Origin of the sequence: Clostridium cibarium, assembly GCF_014836335.1 — a bacterium.
GTDB lineage: Bacteria > Bacillota > Clostridia > Clostridiales > Clostridiaceae > Clostridium > Clostridium cibarium.
The window spans coordinates 1-20,123 of the sequence record NZ_JACSRA010000015.1 but is presented as its reverse complement, the minus strand read 5'-3'; the positions used below and the strand labels follow the sequence as shown (position 1 = coordinate 20,123).

The following is a 20,123-nucleotide window of genomic DNA, read 5'->3' as shown; positions in this document are numbered from 1 at the left end:
AAAGGAGAATTAATAAATGGAAGAAGACTATGAATACTTAAAATCTAAAAATTTAGAAGAATTGTTAAAAGTAATAGATGATTTCAATGATATGGATGAGACTGTTGAAGTGATAGATATATTATCTGATATAAATAGTGAAAAAGCATTAGAAAAAGGAATAAATTTTTTGTGGAACAATGCTGGAGATGAATATTTTCAAGCAATGATAATCGATATAATAGATGATATTGATTTCCATAAGGTATTAGATTGTTTAACACATAGAAAAGATGATATTCAAGCATATCTATTAGGAGAACTTATGAATGAGATGGTAATTCATAGTTCGGATAAATGTGTAATTAAATATATAGATTTAATTAATAATCAGTATACATTGATTAATGAAAAAGAAAAGAAAAGAATAGATGAAAAATACAGGAAATTTGTAAAAGAGTTTAAAATTAAGAATAAGTAATTTGTTTCAGTAATTTTTATTAAGTTAGAAAATAAATATCTGTTAAAAATTTACGTCAAAACTATTCTTTTAATCACAATTAAATGTAATAAAAGAGATTAAGGAATAAAATTATTAATAAAAAGGATGTATCAAGAATAATAATTAAAATTCTGATATATCCCTTTATTTTTTATGGTAGCGATAGCTGAGTTACCGATTAAGCGTATTAATATTTATTTAAACTTTTGCCAAATGGCATTAATAGATTATATAGAACCAATTGAAGAAAGCGAAAGATTTATACATTAATTTATTAGTTAGGAGAATAAATATGGAAAAATATGATTTGAAAATTGATAATGAAAATAACAGAATTAGTTGGAACTATAGCGGAAAAAACATTCTATTGAAATTGATGGATTAAAAATAGCAACTATACAAGATGAAGAAAATATATTTGTTAAAACTAGAAACAAAAATAACGAAGTGGAAATACAATATTATAAAATGAATGGAGAATTCTTATTTTCATTTATTAAGAAAAGCGGATTGGTAAGTTGGATGAATGGGAGTAAAAAAATAAATTTATCAATTGATAAATTGCAGGATGCTAGATTATATAAAGATTATGATATTGTAGTAATTCTTAAAGGGGAATATCACTTACAAAGTCAGTTGGATATTTATTCCATTAATGGGAATTTATTATATGAAAAAAGTGAACCTGAAAATTATTACTTTTCTTATTTAACTTCTGACGGGAAGAAGACGGCAGTTGTATGTGATGGGAATGAAAAAACTAAAGATAAATATGGAAGAACAACATGGAAATTTGCAATACATCAGCAGACAGGTAATTTAACTAGGATATCATTGGCGTATTAGTTTTTTAATATAAAGGATGATGTATATGAAAGCAAATGTTAATAGAAAAAGTTTATTACTTGCAATAAAGAGAAATGAGCTTGATGATTTTCTAGTAGGAAGAGGAGTATATCCTTTTGGAGTTAAGGAAAAATGCTCTTACATACGAAGGTAAATTGAAAAATCGCAAGGAGTATGAAGGAGAAAATTTAACAGAAGGATTATGGGAGGTTATGCAACTTGAAAATGAAAGGAATATTAAGGATTATAGAATAGAAATCTTATAATTCTCCAAGGGATTCTATAAAGCCTTCAATAAATAGAAAGAATTGTTTATTGAAGGCTTTTACAATTCATAGAAGACTGAGTAGCTGTTTTTGTTTTAATATCCAAAGTAAGAGGAGATACTCCAGACTGGCTTAAAGGAGCAGAAGAAGATTTTTATAAGGATAACGAAATGATAAAGGCTATCCTTGATGATCCTTCTATTATAGTTGAAGGAATAGTTCAGCAAGTATCTGATGCAAAGGATGAAAAGGGATTAGCTTATTGTACTGGGTATACAGCTGGACTTATAGCACAGATGGTGCTGCTTAAGAAGGTTAAAGGTGGTAGTGGTGCTGAGGGAGGTATAGATTCAGGGTTAACACAGTCTAAAATAGATGAAATATTATCAATAGATAAAGGGAAAAGACCTGATCCATCAACGTATTTAAGTTCAGAGTACATAGAACAGCATTTAAAGCAGTTTGACAATGGAGGATCCTTTGTAATGACTAAAAAACAATATATGAGATTTGTTGAGGGGAATCCTTACATAGGTTGCCCTGATAATACTCAATTTATAGCACCTAAAGATTTTATGGATAAAATAGATAATATAGCAAATGGGGATATATCTATATATGAGAAAAAGTTAGGTTTTGATGATGGGCATTTCTCAGCAGATGGAGGATTAGTAAGATTTGATATTAAAGATGCTAAAAGTCTAAATGTTAGAATACCTTCTGGTAATGAATTCGGAGCTAATGAACACTGGATTCCAGGAGGGTATACTGATGGAGGAACAGCAGAAGCTATAATTGATAATATACCTAATAATGATGATTTTGTAGATATTATATTTTTAAGGTGAGGAGTAATTGAATATGGACATTAAAGAGAAGGTAATAAATGCAATAAATAGTAATGAATTAATTAGTCTATTAGAAGGAAAAGATATATATAAAGTAGAGTTGCATCAATGGGTTGGTGCACATGTTCCGACAGATGTTGGAAGTATTTTAACAAAAGGAATATATGAAGTATATAAAGAAAGACCTAATATAAAGGTTGATAAATTATTGGAAGGAATATTGTTAAAGATGATGGATGGAAAGGTATTTGATGTATATTGTGCGTTATCAACCATTTATAGTCAATTAATAGAAGAATCATTTGACTCATCACCATTTAGGATTGATAGAGAAAAAATACTTAATAAACTTAAAAATTCTTTAAGAGATAACGAAGTTAATTTTAAGAATTATTTTGAATGGGAAGGTATGGGAAAACCAGAAGGAATGTGGTCTGAGGTCTTAAGAATAAATAGTCTTTGTGAAAAACATTGGGGAATATCAATAATATAATAAAAAGTTCATTTCATTTTTAATCAGTTACTAGATCCAGCTCCATGTACGCAAAATGGATTTTTGGGAGGAAGGAATGGTACGATTGTTCCTGAGTGGAAAGTAACAGATTATAATAAGGCAATCATTCAAGAGGGAGCAGAGATGTATGAAGTTATTAATGGAAAAGAAGAGCTGGTTGCCATATTTAAAAGTGGAAGATTCAGAGGAATAGGTAATTAAAATATTTTGGAGGAGTTATGGATAGGACAATTGCAGTGTTTGAAAATAAAAAATATAAAGCTTATGTATGTGGAGTCGATGATAAAATAAATAAAGTTGAATTGTTTTCTCAGAAAAAAGGTGAAGGATTCTTACGTTTAGAATCAGCTTATGATAAATATATATATGTAAAATAAGTAAAAGAAAAAGACGTTAATGAACTTTATAGAGAGTATTTTATGGTAAGTTACAGAAATTATGAATTTTTTGTAGTTAATAGTAATGGGGGTGATAGAAAAATTTAAATTATAACGGCTGATTCAAATGCTTATAAAATTTGCGAAATGGAATGGAAAGATAGAGATTTATTCACGAAGTGGTTAGACGAAAATGAGGAATATAAGTTATTTTATGTGAGGGAAGATTATTTTGAGGAAAAAACCACCAGAAAAGAAGTTACATTGAATCAATGTTTCAACATATGTAATGAAGAATTTGAATAGAGGAGAAATTTTTAATATATTCTTCAGAATATCACCATAAATATTCTGAAGAATATCAGAATACGAGAATATTAGAATATATATTCTGAAGAATATCAGAATACGAGAATATTAGAATATATATTCTTAAGAATATAAGAATATATTGAAAACATCAGGGCTCTGGAGAAATTAATAAAAAAAACCACAAAAAAAGAGCCTATATTCATAATAAATTTTAAATTAATATGAATAAGGCTCCAATATCCTGTGTTCTTAAAAAATTCTAAAAAGAATTACTTAGCATATCCTTGAGGATGATTTTTATGCCAGTTCCAAGCTGTACTTATTATTGTTTCAACATCATTAAATTCTGGCTTCCATCCAAGTTCTTTAATAGCTCTTTCAGATGAAGCTATAAGTGTTGCAGGATCTCCAGCTCTTCTTGGAGCAACTTCTGCAGGGATAGCATGTCCTGTTACTTTTCTAGCTACCTCAACCATTTCCTTAACTGAGAAACCAGTTCCATTACCTAAGTTGTAAGCAGTACTTTCTCCTCCGTTTTGTAATCTCTTAAGAGCTAAAGAGTGAGCTTTAGCTAAATCAGTTACATGGATATAATCTCTTATGCAAGTACCATCTTTAGTATCATAGTCATCACCAAACATCATAATCTTGTCCCTATTACCTAGAGCAACGTCTAAGATAAGAGGAATTAAATGAGTTTCAGGGGAGTGATCTTCTCCAATCTTACCATTAACATGAGCACCAGCAGCGTTAAAATATCTTAGGGCTGTGTATTTAATTCCATAAGAATGATCGCACCAACGTAAAATTTTCTCAACTAATAGCTTTGATTCTCCATATGCATTGGTTGGTGTAGTTTCACTGTCTTCAGTTATTGGAATAAATTTAGGTTCTCCATAGGTAGCAGCTGTTGAAGAGAACACTATATATTTGACATTATGTTCTTTCATAGCTTCAAGTAGATTAATTGTTCCGTATACATTGTTGTTAAAATACTTTAATGGTTCACCCATACTTTCACCAACAAGTGAATATGCAGCAAAATCTATGACAGCGTCAATTTTATTCTCAGAAAAAACTCTATTTAATATTTCTTTGTCTCTTAAATCACCAACATAAAGTTTGCCACCTAAAAGTGCATCCTTATGACCCTTTTCTAAATTATCAAGAATTACTACATCTTCGTTATTTTCTAAAAGTTCAGCTATCATATGACTTCCGATGTAGCCTGCACCTCCACAAACAAGAATAGACATAAAATCAACCTCCTCAATATTAAAGTGTATATTATCTTAACTTTACCACTTGTTATAGCATTTTTAAATAAAAAAAATATAACAATTATATTACAATACAAAACATAAACTTCCAAGAATAGTGTTAATATGCGATTATTCATATTAAAAACAGTGTATAATTTCTTAACAAAGTATTAAAACAATGTTATAATGATACGGGAAAACGTAAAGTATTTAAATTTCAATAACTAGTATGGAGGAAAAAGAATGAACGAAGAAAACATTAAAGTAGAAGATATAATTGATGCCTTAAAAAGCAGATGGCAGCTTATAGTAGGTATCACATTAGTTGCAACTATACTAGCTACTGTTGTAAGTTTCTTTTTAATAAAGCCTAAATATGAAGCAAGTACAAAATTATTTATTGGTAAGGAAAGTGGCGAGAGTTCAAGCCAAAATTATAATAGTAATGATGTTCAAATGTATCAAAATCTGATAAAGACATATGCAGATATAGTTACTACAAATGATTTAGTTAATAGAGCAATTGAAAATAAAGGATTAAACTTAAAATCACAAAGTGTAGTTGAAGGATTAAAGGTTGAACCAATAACTAGTACACAAATTCTAAAAATTACATATAAGAGTGGAAGTAAGCAGGAAGCTAGAGATGTTGTAGCGGCTATAACTGACGAGTTTGTAAAGACATCAAATGAATTAATTGCTAATGCAAATGTAAAAGTTGTAGAGAGTGTTACATTACCTGAAAGTCCAGTAAGTCCTAATAAAAAACTTAATATAGCTATAGCTTTAGTGTTAGGATTTATGGCAGGTGTAGGATTGGCTTTATTACTTGAGTTTTTAGATAATACTTTTAAGGATAAAGAACAAATAGAAAACATAGTAGGTGTACCAGTTCTTGGGACTATACCTAATTTAGAAAGTTCGAAATAAAGGAGTACAGGATGTTTATAGTAGAAAAAAAACCAAAGTCGATTTCAGCAGAAGCGTATAGAACATTAAGGACAAATATACAATATTCATCATTTGACAAAGAGATAAGAACTATAGTTGTTACAAGTTCAGAACCTGGTGAAGGTAAATCTACTACTTCAGGAAATTTAGCAATGTCATTTGCACAAGCAGAGAAAAGAACTATTATCATAGATTGTGATTTGAGAAAACCATCTTTACATAAAAAGTTTAAGATTTCGAACCTAATAGGGCTTTCGGATGTGTTAATAGGTAAGGAAAAAATTAATTCAGCAATACATGAATATAATGATAACTTAAGCATATTAACATCAGGAAAGTTACCCCCAAACCCATCAGAGATGTTAGGATCTAAATCAATGAGTAAATTATTACAAGAGCTAAGAAATTATTTCGATATTATAGTTTTAGATTCAGCTCCGCTTCAAGCTGTTACAGATGCTCAAATTCTTTCGACTAAGGCTGATGGTACAGTTTTAGTAGTAAGGGCAGAAAAGACAAAGAGAGATTCTGTAATTCAGGCAAAGGCACTTTTAGACAAGGTTGGAGCTAACATCTTAGGAGTCGTATTAAATGGTATAGAAAATACAAGAAGAAAATATTATTACTATTATGGAAATGAGGGCAAGGAGTAATTATGATAGATATTCATTCACATATTTTGCCTGGCATAGATGATGGATCTAAGAATATAAAGATGACATTGGATATGCTTAGGATAGCAGAAAAGGATGGAATTACTGAAATAGTTGCAACACCTCATTTTTGTAGAGGATATGGTGAGACCCCTTACGAAGAAGTTAGAGAACTGGTAAAAGAGTTCAATAAAGTAATACTTAGTGAGGGGATTAATTTAACTATAAATTATGGACAAGAAGTTTATTATTCCGAAAATATGATTGATGACTATAAAAAAGGTCTTATTGGAACAATAAATGATTCTAAATATATGTTATTTGAACTTCCTATGAGAAAGATGGAAAGTGAAGCCTTTGACATAATATATGAACTACAAGTCCTTGGAATAATTCCTGTTTTAGCTCATCCAGAAAGGTATAAATTTATAATGGACAAGCCTTCTTATATAAATAAATTTATTGAGGAAGGTGTTCTCTTTCAAATGAATGCAGGAAGTATAAGAGGAGATTTTGGAGCAACTGTTAAGAAGACTGCAGGTATCCTATTGGAACATGGAATATACAATTTTATAGGATCAGATGGACATAATGACACTACAAGAAAAACTGAAATATCAGATGGGATAGATTTATCTATTCAAAAAAATAAAATGTATAAAGATTTTTTTGAAAATAGTGCTAAAAACTTACTTTTAAATAAAGATATTGAGTTTTGTGGACGCAAAATAAAGGAGAAAAAGTCTTTTTTGTCATTTTTTAAATAAAGGTAATTATAAATAGGGGAGGTTAAAAGTGCAAAACACGGAACTGGTAGAAGAAGAAGTACTGTATGAGTATAAATATAAAAAAATAGATATACGTTATGCATTTTTTAAAAGGTTAATAGATATAGTATGCTCTTTTTTAGGGATAATAGTATTAAGCCCTATTTTACTTATAGTTGCTATTGCAATAAAGCTTGAAAGTAAAGGCGCGGCAATTTTTGTACAAGATAGAGTAGGGTTTAGAGGAAAAGAGTTTAGAATGTATAAGTTCAGATCCATGGTGGTGGATGCTGAGGAGCTTAAAGACAAGCTTAAAGACAAAAATGAAATGAATGGACCTATGTTCAAGATAAAGAAAGATCCTAGAGTTACTAAGGTAGGTAGTTTTATAAGGAGAACAAGTATAGATGAATTACCTCAACTTATTAATGTTTTAAAGGGAGAAATGAGTTTAGTAGGTCCAAGGCCATCACTTCCAGGGGAAGTTAAGGAGTTTGAATTGTGGATGATGGAGCGATTTAGTGTTAAGCCAGGATTAACATGTTACTGGCAGGTATCTGGAAGAAATGATATAGGGTTTTATGAATGGATGGAACTTGATGTAAAGTACGCTAGAGAAAAAAGTATTTTAGGTGACATAAAGTTGATTATAAGGACATTTTTATTGCTTTTTGGAGACAAACATGCAAGTTAAAAGAATTAGCAAAATACAGAACGGAGGAGTAAAATGGGAGTTTTAAATGTTATAGGACTAGGGTATATAGGGTTGCCAACTGCATTAATGTTTGCAGCGCATGGAGTAAAAGTTGTAGGAAGTGATATGAATTGTAAGCTGATTGATACTCTTAATTCAGGTGATCTAACATTTGAAGAAGCCGGTTTAAAAGAAATATTTAAGGATGCCATGAATAATGGAATAAGATTTAGTGAAAAATATGAAACTACAAATAGATATTTGATTACAGTACCAACTCCATATATGAAGGAAAGTAAAAAAATTGATGCTTCATATGTAGTAGCAGCTGTAAAACAAGTTATGGAGGTTTGTGATAGTGGAAGTATTATAGTAATAGAGTCTACTATTTCACCAGGAACAATAGATAGATTTATAAGACCTATAATAAAAGAAAAAGGTTTTGTAATTGGGCAAGATATTCATTTGGTACATGCACCTGAAAGAATAATACCTGGAAATATGATAAATGAATTGAAAAAGAATTCTAGAACAATAGGTGCGGATTCTGAAGTTGTTGGAAATGAAGTTAAGAAGTGGTATGAAGCTTTTTGTGATGGAGATATTGTAGTTACTGACATAAAAACAGCAGAAATGAGTAAAGTTGTTGAAAATACATTTAGAGATATTAATATAGCTTTCGCTAATGAATTAGCTAAGATATGTCATAAAGAGGGTATGGATGTACATGAGTTGATCAGAATTGCGAACAAACATCCAAGGGTAAATATATTACAACCTGGGCCAGGGGTAGGGGGACATTGCATTTCTGTAGATCCTTGGTTTTTAGTTGGTGATTATCCTGATATAGTTAATATAATTAAAAGTGCTAGAGAAGTAAATGATGGAGCACCTTATTATGTTTTCGAAAGAATTAAAGAAATAATGTCTGAGAATAATATAGAAGATTATTCACAAGTTGGACTATATGGAATGACTTATAAAGAAAATGTAGATGATATGAGAGAAAGCCCAACATTACAATTGTTAACTATTTTGAATGACAATAATGTTCAAAATTTAAAAGTGTATGATCCAATGATCAAAGAGAAAAAAATAGAAAATCAATGTATGAATTTAGATGAATTTCTAAGTGGCATAAAATTAATAGTGGTTTTAGTAGGACATAATGAAATTAGAGAGAATCAATCATTACTAGAAAGTAAGATTGTTTATGACACTAGAAATATAATTGAAAAAGGTACAAAAATATACAAGATATAGTTTGAAGTTGAAACAGTTAATGCGTCAATTAAGATGATAGGTGAGTAGCGAAATGAGAAACATATTTATAATAGGGTCAAAAGGTATACCAGCTAATTATGGCGGTTTTGAAACTTTTGTTGAAAAACTTACAGAAAAACGAGTAAGTAAAGATATTAGATATCATGTAGCATGTTTGTCTGACGAGAATAATGAATTTGAATATAATAATTCAAGGTGTTTTAATGTTAAAGTTCCTAACATTGGGTCAGCAAAAGCTATATATTATGATTTAATTGCTTTAAGGCAATGTTTAAAATATATTTTAGAAAATAAACTTGATAATTCTATAGTCTACATATTAGCATGTAGGATAGGTCCGTTTATAGGATATTACAAACATAAGTTAAGGAAATTGGGGTGCAGTGTATATGTAAACCCAGATGGGCATGAGTGGAAAAGGAGTAAATGGAATTTTTTTATAAGGAAGTATTGGAAAATATCTGAACGTTTAATGATTAAACATTGTGATTTAGTAATTTGTGATTCGTTAAATATAGAAAAATATATAAAGAAAGAATATTATAATTATAAACCTAAAACAATGTATATTTCTTATGGTGCAGATATTAGGAAATATACAGATATGCAAGAAGGTTTAGAAGAAAAAATTAATTTATGGTATAAGGAACACAACATAAAGGAAAAAGAATATTATCTAATGGTAGGAAGGTTTGTTCCAGAAAATAATTTCGAGATTATTATTAATGAATTTATGAAGTCAGATTCTAGTAAAGAATTAGTTATTATAACTAATTATAATGGAACTAAATTATATAAAGAAATAGAAGATAGAATTAAGTTTAATAATGATAGTAGGATAAAGTTTGTAGGAACTGTATATGATCAGCAACTTTTGACAGTTATAAGAGAAAAGGCATATGGATATATACATGGACATGAGGTGGGAGGAACTAACCCATCCCTATTAGAAGCTTTGGCAACAACTGATTTAAATATTTTATTGAATGTTGGGTTTAATGAAGAAGTTGGAAAAGATGGTGCAGTATATTTTACAAAAGAGAAGGAAAATCTTTCGAAACTAATTAATGATGCTGATAACTATGATAAAGAGAAGGTTAAGGATTTATCGATTAAAGCAAAGGGAAGGATCGAAGAGAGTTTTACATGGGAATATATTGTAAATAAGTATGAAAAATTATTTGCAGAATAAAGGAGTAGATATGAAAATTTTGCACTATTCACTTGGGTTACCACCATATAGAAGTGGTGGCTTAACTAAGTATAGCCTCGATATTATGAAAGAACAAGAGAAGCAAGGGGATGAAGTATATCTACTATTTCCAGGAAAATTGTTAATGACAAATAAAAAAACAGAAATAAAGTTTTTTGGAATCAAGGAAAGTATAAGGATATACGAAATTATAAATCCATTACCGGTGCCATTGTTGGATGGGACTTTAGAGCCAATGCGATTTATGACAAGTTGTGATGAAGATATTTTTATGTATTTCCTAGAAAAAATGCAGTTTGATGTGGTTCATATTCATACATTAATGGGGTTACATAAAGAAATGTTATTAGCGTGTAAAAAGTTAGGCATAAAAGTTGTTTTTACTACTCATGATTATTATGGGTTATGTACTAAAGTCAATTTTGTTGATAATAGTGGGTGTGTTTGTAAAAAAAGAGATGTTATAAAGTGTTTAAAATGCAATGCTACTGGATTTAATAAGAAAAAGTTATATATATTGCAAAGTCCAATGTATAGAATATTAAAAAGTAATAAAGTTTTCAGTTTATTAAAAAAAATTAAAAAATTTAAGAATTCTATTCAAGTACCAAAAGCAGATATTGTGATAGATAAAGATAAATATGAAAAATTGCTAAAATATTATGAAGATATGTTCTTATTGGTTGATGTATTCTTATTTAATAGTGATGTAACTAAAAACATATATGAAAAATATTTAAAAGTCAAAGGTGAAGTTGTATATATAACTCATGGAGATATAAAAGATAGAAGAAAGAAAAAAAAATTTAAAAAAGATAATTTAAATATAACTTTTTTAGGACCTACTGAGGGATATAAAGGATTTAACTTATTAGTACTAACAATGGAAGAATTAAAAAAAAGAAATATTAATAACATAAATCTTAATGTATATGGGAAAATAAATGTAACAAGTAATATATTACCAAATAATATATATTTAAATGGTACTTATAATCAAGATGATCTTGAGAATATATTTTCTTCAACAGATTTAGTAATAGTTCCAAGTATATGGTATGAAACATTTGGATTTAATACAATAGAAGCTTTGAGTTATGGAGTTCCTGTAATAGTGAGTAGTAGAGTTGGGAGTAGGGTATTAATAGAAAGTAACTTTAAAGAAAACATATTTAATCCTAATGTAGAGGAAATATTAAGAATAATTATAAGAATGTTTGATGATAAGGGAATATTACAAGAACAGAACGAAAAAATATGTGAAAGTTCATTTAAATATTATATAGAAGATCATGTAAAAAGGATTAAAGAGTTTTATTAACAATAATGGAGATGTAAAATGAAAATTTTAATAATTGCAACATATTTGCCCCCATATGGCGGATCGGGGAATATTAGGCTGCTTAATTACATTAATTATTTAAATGAATTAGGAAATGATATAGATGTTATTGGAGTAGATTATCCTAAAGATTCAATTGCATATGATAAGTCATTAGAAGATGCTTTTAATAGTAGTGTGAATATAGTTAGGGTGAATGCAGGCTACTTGTACAATCTTTTTAATAGAAAGAAAAAGGTTGTGAAAAGTGATGATGATGTAAAAAAAGAAACTAGTAATACTAAATTGAATAAGATTAAGGTGAAAGTAAATAATTTTATAAAAACTAATCTATTGATACCAGATTCATTTATATTTTGGATTAGGCCAGCATATAAGGAAGCATGTAAACTTATTAATAGTACCGAATATGATTTGATGCTTTCTATTCATGAAACACCATCGAGCCACCTAGTTGCGAGTAAACTAAAAAACAAGTATCCAAAAATAAAGTGGGTAGGATATTGGAGTGACCCTTGGAATGGGGATAGTGCTTTAAGAGAAAATGGGTTATGGGTAAAGAAGAAAATTGAAGAAAGATTGGAAAGAAAAGTTGTTGAAAAAGTAGATAAATTATTATTTACGACTAAGTCAACATTAAACTTTTATATTAAGAAATATAGCTTGAATGAAGAAAATGCAGATGTGGTTTATAGAGGATTTAATTCTGAATTGTATAAAGAATATAGTAGATCTGAGGAAGTACCGGAACACATAAAAGAGGATAAGATTAATATAGTTCATACAGGTACTATATATAGCAAGTTGAGAGATATTACACCTTTATGTTTAGCTTTAAATAAGTTAAAAGAAGAAAACTATAAAGTATATAAGAAATTAAATATACTTTTTATAGGTCAATTTGATAGTTCAGATGATGAAAAAAAACTAAGAGAATTTGAATGCGTAAAAATAGTTGATTTTCTTCCATTTAAAGAAGCAATAAAGTATGTAATTAAAGCAGACGTACTATTGTTGTATGGCAATAAAAATAGTTCTCAAGTACCTGGAAAATTATATGAATATATTGGGAGTGAAGCAGTTGTTGTTTCTATATTAGGTTCAAAGGAAGATGAACTAGGATATATAATGAGAGAAGTGGATAAAGGACCAATTATCTATAATGAAGAAACAGATATATTTGATTTGCTAAATAACATAGAGAATTCGTATAAAGATTACGATAGTAATTGGAAAAAACCATGTTTTCTTTTTACATGGGAAAAAGTTGTATTAGATTTATTTAATAAATTAACGTAAGAGGTTAAAGATAGATGTTGAGTTTATTATGGATTTGTTTAATTGCAGTAGTTTCATTAAAAAATACAGATAATATTTATAAGTTATATTTGATATTGATTTTATCAGTTCCTTTTAATGAAAAAATATATGAGAAAATTGGATTAAGTTTATTTGGGATTTCTTTGACAAATATTTTACTGATTTTATTGCTTTTATTATCTTTAAGACAGATAGTAAAAAATAAAGCGGTTCCATTTGCGAAGTATGATTTTTTAACGATTTTTTTTGTTATATTAATTATAATATATATGTATATAGGATATAAAAATCAAAATATTTTTCTAAAAAGTGATATTAAAACATTTATGCTAATAATAATCACATACTTTGTTTTTAGAGTTGATATTTATTTTAAAAATAACGGTGGGGGATATGTAAGGATAGTGATATATTCTATTATTATATATTCTATAACTACAATTATTATATACATATTTAGAGACAAGATTTTACCGTTAATTTATAATGATAATTTATTGTTATGGTGGGAGAGTAGTAGAGTGGCTTTTTCAAATGGGTGTCTTTCATTACTGTTACCACTAATATTTTCTGCGAAAAAAAGTATAGTAAAAAATAGAATTAAGATAATTGCAGTAATATCTAGTATCGCTAGCGCTATTATATCTCAAAGTAGAGCTTTAATATTAATGTATTTAACTTTATTAATTTTAGCATTTATAATAAATAGTGCAAGAAAGAATGTAATAGTGATTTTTAGTCTTGCTTTAAGTTGTTTTATGATTATTTCTACAGCTATAATGTTTAATGGTGAAGTGATGTCATATGCTAGTAGCTCTAATAATGTGATAGTAAATAGATTTGTACAATTATTAAATAAAGAATATAAAGAAAATAATGTTAGGTCAAGAACTAATTATGAATGCTTAAATGAAATAAGAGAGAGTGGATATTTGGGTTTTGGTTTAGGCAAAGAGATGGTTCTCTATAATGTAGATTCATCAATTGCTTCTACTAGTATGTTTATAGATAATGGGATTTATACAATTATGGGCAAAATGGGAATTTTTGCCATTATACCTATTGTAGTGTTTATTATAACTATAATAGTAAGCCTGATAAAAAGTGGTAATATAAATAACTATACAAAATTATTATTATTATCAACAATTATATCTTTTGTATTTACGACTGGAATTATTAATGCACAGATAATTTATTCAACACCGATATCAACAATTACAATAATTTCAATTGTATTGTTTCAAAGGAAGGTTTAATAAAAATGAATATACATATTTTTCCGCATGAAAAGTTTACTGCTTCTTTTATAGAGATGATTAATAAAAATTTCGAAAGTAACGATCATATTTTTTTAGTATTTAAAAAAGCAGAGTATTTAACTAAAGATAAAAGTTTCGATTATGATAATGTATTTTTTTACAATAGTGAAAAAGATGTAATTTTACATTTAAATAAAATCCCTGGTAAGAAAAAATTGATATTACACAGTTTGTTTTGGGGAAAAGATTTATTTTTATATTTTATAAGTAACATGCGCTTATTAAAAAATTCTTATTGGGTATTATGGGGAGCAGATCTATATAATTATTTAATGAATTCAAGATATAATAAATGGGAAATTCTTAGAAGAATGATTATAAAAAGGATTGGAAATATAATTACATATGTAGAGGGCGATTACATTTTAGCGAAAAAGTGGTATAAAACTAAAGCAATATATTATAGTGGATTTTATCCATATTTAATAGATACAGAATTAATAAATAGTAAGCATAAAGTTAAGTTAAGTAGAGAAAAAATCGCAATACAGATAGGGAATTCTGCTGATCCGTCAAATAATCATATAGAGATTATAGATTATTTAAGTAAATATAAAGATAAAAATATTGAAGTGATTTGCCCATTAGCTTATGGAGATAAGGAGTATACCAAAGATGTTATACAACATGGTAAAAAAGTGTTAGGTAATAAATTTAATGAACAAGTTAAGTTTTTATCGTATGAAGAGTATGTGAATTCTTTAAATGATATAGATATTGCAATATTCAACCATAAGCGACAACAAGCCATGGGAAACATTCTTACTTTACTATATATGGGGAAAAAGGTGTATATAAGAGATGATATATCAACTTGGAGTTTTTTGAAATCTATAAATATTAATGTATTTGAGATAAGTGGAATTAAGAAAGAAGATGAATTTTTTTCTTTGATAGATGAATGCAAGACAAATGAGAACAGAAATATATTAGAAGTAGAATTTTCAAATAAAAAGTTTATTAGCGATTGGTCGAAGGTTTTTTTCTCAGATAAATATTAGAATTTTATATGTATTTGAGAAACTTTAAAGATAGTTTAAGAAAAGTTATATAGCTAATTGTTATATTAAGATGAGGAGTTTTAGATGAAAAAAGGTTCGTTAATAAGAAGTTTCATGTCATATGCGTTAGGAAGTGGTATAACGCTTATAATTGGTTTTTTTAGCTCACCAGTAATAACTAGATTAATAAATCCAGAAGAATATGGGAAGTTTTCTATGTTTACTTTAGTGGCAAACATTGCTATGCTAGCTATTATTTGTGGTTTAGATCAATCATTTGTACGTTTTTTTTATGAGGAAAAAGAGAAATTAAGGCCGAAATTATTACAACAATCTTTAATTATTCCATTTATACTCAATGTAGTAATAGCTGTAGGAATGTTGGTTTTTTACAAAAAATTAGCACTTGTTTTTTTTCAAAGCGAAAGTTTTTTTATTATGATATTTATAATTATAAATAACACAATAATGTTAATTAATAGATTTGCTTTTTTGATAATTAGAATGGAACAAAAATCAAGAAGTTATTCGATTTTGCAAGTTATACAAAAGTTGTCTTATATAATAGGCGTGATTGTATTAGCAACACCTTTGAATAAAAGTTATTTAACATTGGTTATCGCTACAGTATTCTCTAATCTTTTATCTACAATAATAGCAATATTATTAGATATGAAATATTGGAGAGTAAGTTCTTATAAGAAAGAAATGCTGAAAAATGATCAAAAAGTATTGATTGCCTATGGGATTCCATTAGTATTTAGTGGAGCAGTGACATGGATATTTCAATATGTTGATAGAATTGCAATTAAACAATTTTCAGGGTATGAGGAGTTGGGGGTATATGGTGCGGCATTTAGTATAGTTGCATTATTAAACGCTGTACAATCAACATTTACAACATTTTGGACTCCTGTAGCGTTGGAAAAGTATATAGAGAACCGTGAAAATAAACAGTTTTTTAGCAATATGTGTCAATATATATCAGTTGCTATGCTGTATATGGGAATAGGGTTAATTTTATTTAAAGACATTGTAGTATATTTATTGGGAGCGGAATATAGAAGTGCTAGTTTTATAATGCCTTTTCTTATATTTATGCCAATAATGTACACAGTATCAGAAACAACAGTAATAGGAATAAATTTTAGTAAAAAGCCAAACTATCATATACTAATATCGGTTGCTAGTTGTTTACTGAATGTTATAGGAAACTTAATCTTAGTTCCAATGTTAGGAGCTAAAGGAGCAGCAATTTCTACGGGAATTTCATATATATTATTTTATGTATTAAGAACTCATATTTCACTAAAATTTTATTATGTTAATTATAAATTAAGAGAATTCTATATATGTATATTTATAATAGCATCATATGCATTATATTCTACGTTTAATAAAGCTAACTTTTTTACAATACTATTTGGAATATTAAGTATAGTAATTGTTACGGTTTTATATAAAGAAATATTGAGAAAAGTTTATGATATTTTAAAGAAAAAATTCGATAAGCAATAATTGATGAAAAGGTGGTATGAAAATGATTAATTTTAATATCCCTCCTTTTGTAGGGAAAGAATTAAATTATATTCGTGAAGCAGTAGAGAATAAAAAAATTTGTGGAGATGGAAAATTTACGAAGTTGTGTAGTTCTTTTATGGAAGACAAATTTAATTGTAAAAAGATATTATTAACAACTTCTTGTACACATGCATTGGAAATGGCTGCGATTTTGGCAGATATAAAAGAAGGGGATGAAGTTATTATGCCTTCATTTACATTTGTTTCTACTGCAGATGCATTTGTAATGAGGGGCGCTAAAATAGTGTTTGTTGATATTAGACCTGATACTATGAATATAGATGAAAATAAAATTGAAGATGCAATAACAAGTAGGACAAGGGCGATAGTTCCTGTTCATTATGCTGGAGTTGCTTGTGAAATGGATAAAATTATGGATATTGCTAAAAGACATAACCTTTTAGTTATTGAAGATGCAGCGCAAGGTGTAATGTCTAAATATAAGGGAAAAGCACTTGGAACTATTGGAGATTTTGGATGTTTTAGTTTTCATGAAACTAAAAATTATTCTATGGGTGAAGGTGGAGCAATATTAATTAATGATTTGAAATATATCGATAGAGCAGAAATTATTAGAGAAAAGGGGACAAATAGAAGTAAGTTTTTTAAGGGGCAAGTTGATAAGTATACGTGGGTTGAATATGGATCGTCATATTTACCAAGTGATATTAATGCTGCATATTTATATGCTCAATTAGAGGTAGTGGATGAAATAAACAATTCTAGATTAAATGCTTGGCAAATGTATTATGATGGATTGAAAGAATTAGAAATAGATAAAATATTAGAGTTACCAACAATTCCTGATGGATGTGAGCATAATGCACATATGTTTTATATTAAATGCAAAGATATGAATACTAGAGATGAGCTAATAGATTATTTAAAGGAGAATCAAATATTATCTGTGTTTCATTATATACCTTTACATAATTCACCAGCAGGAAAGAAATTTGGTAAGTTCTTTGGAAAAGATTTTTATACAACAAAGGAAAGTGAAAGATTGCTAAGATTACCAATGTATTATGGAATAGAGGGTAACACTATTCAGTATATAATAAAAAATATAAGAGACTTTTTGGGATCAAAATAGTATCTATAAAGTCCCATTTTAAGAGGGAGGGATAAAATGAAAATAGCTATAATTGGTGCTAATGAATATCAAAATAAGCTTATATTGAAATGTAAAGAAAAAAATATAGAGACTCATGTTTTTGCTTGGGAAGATGGTGCTATAGGAAAAGAAAATGCAGATTTCTTTTATCCTGTTAGCATAATTGAAAAAGATATAATATTGGAAAAGTGTAAAGAAATAGGGATTGACGGAGTTTTATCAGTTGGATCAGATTTAGCGATGCTAACAGTAAATTATATATCAGATAAGATGAATTTAGTTGGTAATACTATGTTATGTACAGTGTTATCAACTAATAAATATAGAATGAGAGAAGCTTTTTTAAAAAATAGAGTAAAATCTCCAAAGTACTGTAAAGTGTCAGGTGATAAGCAATATGAAGATATTTTGTTACAATTATCTTTACCTGTAATAGTGAAACCAACTGATAGATCAGGAAGTAGGGGTGTAACTAAAGTTGAAAAAGAAGATGATTTAAAATTTGCAATAGAATTAGCATTAAATGAATCATTTAACAAAGAAATTATAGTGGAAGAATATATAGGTGGAATTGAATATAGTATGGAGTTTTTCACAGATAAGGGCAAACATTCTTTTTTAGCAATAACAGAAAAATTTACTACAGGTTCACCTCATTTTATTGAAAGAGCTCATTTACAACCAGGAACAATAGGGAAAGAAGTTCTTATTTCTGCAATTGATACAGCTATAAAAGGATTAAATGCTTTGGAAATTCAGGATGGGGCATCGCACGTGGAAATAAAAGTTCAAGATAAAGTTCCATATATAATCGAAATTGGAGCTAGAATGGGTGGGGACTTTATTGGAAGTGATCTTGTAAAGTTATCTACAGGTATAGATTTTACAGAATTAGTGATGGACAAAGCATTAGGAAATTATACAGAAATAAAAAGAAGATGGAATAAATATTCTTTTGTATTTTTTATATTCAATTTAGATGATATGATCACAATTAAGGAAAATTATTCAGTATTAGAACCTTTTATAGTAGAAAAGGAACTTAAGGAATCTGATGGATTTGCCAATGTTACAGATAGTTCTAATAGACATGGTTATATTATTTTTCAATTTGAAAGTTATGAAGAATTTAAAAATATTGAAAAAATATTGCTGGGAGTTGAAGAGAATGAAAGATAAAATAATAATATTTGGAGTAGGAGATTTTGCAAAACAAATTTATTATTATTTATCAGAAAGTGATAATTATTCGGTTGAATGTTTTACTGTTGACAAATGTTATATAGATAGGAATGAATTATTAGGAAAAAAGGTAGTGGCTTTTGAAGAGATTGAACAAGAATATCCACCTGAATCATATAAATTTATTACTGCTATAGGGTATAAGAGTATGAGAAAAAGGAAAGAGTTGTATGAGAGGATAAAATATAAGAAATATGAATTTGTAAATTATATACATAAAAGTGTAGTTATTAATAAACCATTTTATATAGGAACTAACAATATTATATTAAGTGATGTTGTTATAGAGCCTAATGTTAAAGTAGGTAGTAATAATATTGTATATAGTGGGACTGTGATAGGACACGATAGTCACTTAGATGATCATTCATTTATCTCAATTGGAAATAAGTTTTCAGGATTTACACACATTGAGGATTTATGTTTTATCGGGGTAGGGTCTATTGTATCAGATAATGTGAAAATTTCTAGAGAGACTTTGGTAGGAGCAGGAAGTCTTGTGTTGAAAGATACATTTTCTTTAGGAATTTATTATGGAGTGCCGGCCAAAAGACAAAAGGAAATTGATAATGCATTAGGTATAAGAATAGAATAATAAAATAGGATATCATATTTTTAAATATGATATCCTATTTTTTATGTGTGCCCAGCATGGACACGTACTAGTCGGTGAAAGTCCGATATGGGGGTTGATAGTGCCAACCATTAGCTTAAGACAAGGGTGTCCATTGTG

General features: G+C 28.2%; 23 protein-coding genes. 22 read left to right on the top strand and 1 reads right to left on the bottom strand.

Translation table 11 applies throughout. From position 1 onward, the window contains the following. Positions 1-16 precede the first annotated feature (16 nt). From H9661_RS10505 to H9661_RS10475, 8 genes are all read left to right on the top strand, one after another. Positions 17-460 (top strand): hypothetical protein, encoded by a 444-nt coding sequence (locus H9661_RS10505; RefSeq protein ID WP_191768707.1) that lies wholly within the window; start codon positions 17-19, stop codon positions 458-460. A gap of 489 nt (positions 461-949) precedes the next feature. Next, entirely contained in the window at positions 950-1,327 is a 378-nt protein-coding gene (locus H9661_RS10500) for a hypothetical protein (RefSeq protein WP_191768705.1), read from the top strand. A gap of 25 nt (positions 1,328-1,352) precedes the next feature. Beyond that, positions 1,353-1,481 (top strand): hypothetical protein, encoded by a 129-nt coding sequence (locus H9661_RS19875; RefSeq protein WP_279290161.1) that lies wholly within the window; start codon positions 1,353-1,355, stop codon positions 1,479-1,481. Then, a complete protein-coding gene (locus tag H9661_RS19615; RefSeq protein ID WP_243240393.1) occupies positions 1,444-1,593 on the top strand; it encodes a hypothetical protein in 150 nt (49 codons plus the stop codon). Before H9661_RS19875 ends, H9661_RS19615 begins: the two co-directional genes overlap by 38 nt. A gap of 170 nt (positions 1,594-1,763) precedes the next feature. Continuing rightward, positions 1,764-2,441, top strand: coding sequence for a hypothetical protein (locus H9661_RS10490; protein WP_191768703.1), 678 nt, complete (start codon positions 1,764-1,766; stop codon positions 2,439-2,441). A gap of 13 nt (positions 2,442-2,454) precedes the next feature. Next, positions 2,455-2,934, top strand: a complete 480-nt coding sequence (locus H9661_RS10485) for a hypothetical protein (protein WP_243240391.1) — start codon at positions 2,455-2,457, stop codon at positions 2,932-2,934. Positions 2,935-2,997: 63 nt separating this feature from the next. After that, positions 2,998-3,156, top strand: coding sequence for a hypothetical protein (locus H9661_RS10480; protein WP_191768701.1), 159 nt, complete (start codon positions 2,998-3,000; stop codon positions 3,154-3,156). Positions 3,157-3,173: 17 nt separating this feature from the next. Further along, a complete protein-coding gene (locus H9661_RS10475; RefSeq protein ID WP_191768699.1) occupies positions 3,174-3,332 on the top strand; it encodes a hypothetical protein in 159 nt (52 codons plus the stop codon). Positions 3,333-3,913: 581 nt separating this feature from the next. On the opposite strand, the gene galE is transcribed toward H9661_RS10475, so the two are convergent. Beyond that, positions 3,914-4,900, bottom strand: coding sequence for a UDP-glucose 4-epimerase GalE (gene galE, locus H9661_RS10470; RefSeq protein ID WP_191768697.1), 987 nt, complete (start codon positions 4,898-4,900; stop codon positions 3,914-3,916). Positions 4,901-5,149: 249 nt separating this feature from the next. Between galE and H9661_RS10465 the strand changes: the two genes are divergently transcribed. The 14 genes from H9661_RS10465 to H9661_RS10400 all read left to right on the top strand — a co-directional run bounded on the left by H9661_RS10465 (position 5,150) and on the right by H9661_RS10400 (position 19,985). After that, the gene (locus H9661_RS10465; RefSeq protein WP_191768695.1) at positions 5,150-5,836 is read left to right on the top strand and encodes a YveK family protein; all 687 of its coding nucleotides are present in this window, start codon (positions 5,150-5,152) and stop codon (positions 5,834-5,836) included. A gap of 11 nt (positions 5,837-5,847) precedes the next feature. Continuing rightward, a complete protein-coding gene (locus H9661_RS10460; RefSeq protein WP_191768693.1) occupies positions 5,848-6,510 on the top strand; it encodes a CpsD/CapB family tyrosine-protein kinase in 663 nt (220 codons plus the stop codon). Between the two features lie 2 nt (positions 6,511-6,512). After that, positions 6,513-7,277 (top strand): tyrosine-protein phosphatase, encoded by a 765-nt coding sequence (locus H9661_RS10455; protein ID WP_191768691.1) that lies wholly within the window; start codon positions 6,513-6,515, stop codon positions 7,275-7,277. 61 nt (positions 7,278-7,338) lie between these two features. Next, positions 7,339-7,971, top strand: a complete 633-nt coding sequence (locus H9661_RS10450) for a sugar transferase (protein ID WP_243240398.1) — start codon at positions 7,339-7,341, stop codon at positions 7,969-7,971. A gap of 33 nt (positions 7,972-8,004) precedes the next feature. Beyond that, on the top strand, positions 8,005-9,234 hold the full coding sequence (locus H9661_RS10445) for a nucleotide sugar dehydrogenase (protein ID WP_191768687.1): 1,230 nt from the start codon (positions 8,005-8,007) through the stop codon (positions 9,232-9,234). A 52-nt stretch (positions 9,235-9,286) separates the two neighbouring features. Continuing rightward, on the top strand, positions 9,287-10,447 hold the full coding sequence (gene cps2T / locus H9661_RS10440) for a beta 1-4 rhamnosyltransferase Cps2T (protein WP_191768685.1): 1,161 nt from the start codon (positions 9,287-9,289) through the stop codon (positions 10,445-10,447). Positions 10,448-10,457: 10 nt separating this feature from the next. Continuing rightward, positions 10,458-11,789: a glycosyltransferase gene (locus H9661_RS10435; RefSeq protein WP_191768683.1), complete on the top strand. Its 1,332-nt coding sequence runs from the start codon at positions 10,458-10,460 to the stop codon at positions 11,787-11,789. An 18-nt stretch (positions 11,790-11,807) separates the two neighbouring features. Next, complete coding sequence (locus H9661_RS10430) at positions 11,808-13,109, top strand: glycosyltransferase family protein (RefSeq protein ID WP_191768681.1); 1,302 nt, start codon at positions 11,808-11,810, stop codon at positions 13,107-13,109. Positions 13,110-13,123: 14 nt separating this feature from the next. Continuing rightward, a complete protein-coding gene (locus tag H9661_RS10425; protein WP_191768678.1) occupies positions 13,124-14,389 on the top strand; it encodes a hypothetical protein in 1,266 nt (421 codons plus the stop codon). A gap of 5 nt (positions 14,390-14,394) precedes the next feature. Beyond that, the gene (locus tag H9661_RS10420; RefSeq protein WP_191768676.1) at positions 14,395-15,453 is read left to right on the top strand and encodes a TDP-N-acetylfucosamine:lipid II N-acetylfucosaminyltransferase family protein; all 1,059 of its coding nucleotides are present in this window, start codon (positions 14,395-14,397) and stop codon (positions 15,451-15,453) included. 84 nt (positions 15,454-15,537) lie between these two features. Further along, positions 15,538-16,971, top strand: a complete 1,434-nt coding sequence (locus tag H9661_RS10415; RefSeq protein ID WP_191768674.1) for a lipopolysaccharide biosynthesis protein — start codon at positions 15,538-15,540, stop codon at positions 16,969-16,971. 22 nt (positions 16,972-16,993) lie between these two features. Then, positions 16,994-18,127 carry a dTDP-4-amino-4,6-dideoxygalactose transaminase gene (gene rffA, locus H9661_RS10410; RefSeq protein ID WP_191768671.1) on the top strand — a complete coding sequence of 378 codons (1,134 nt, stop codon included), beginning with the start codon at positions 16,994-16,996 and terminating at the stop codon, positions 18,125-18,127. Positions 18,128-18,163: 36 nt separating this feature from the next. Continuing rightward, a complete protein-coding gene (locus tag H9661_RS10405; protein WP_191768669.1) occupies positions 18,164-19,327 on the top strand; it encodes an ATP-grasp domain-containing protein in 1,164 nt (387 codons plus the stop codon). Beyond that, positions 19,317-19,985 carry an acetyltransferase gene (locus H9661_RS10400; protein WP_191768667.1) on the top strand — a complete coding sequence of 223 codons (669 nt, stop codon included), beginning with the start codon at positions 19,317-19,319 and terminating at the stop codon, positions 19,983-19,985. Before H9661_RS10405 ends, H9661_RS10400 begins: the two co-directional genes overlap by 11 nt. The last annotated feature ends 138 nt before the right edge of the window (positions 19,986-20,123 follow it).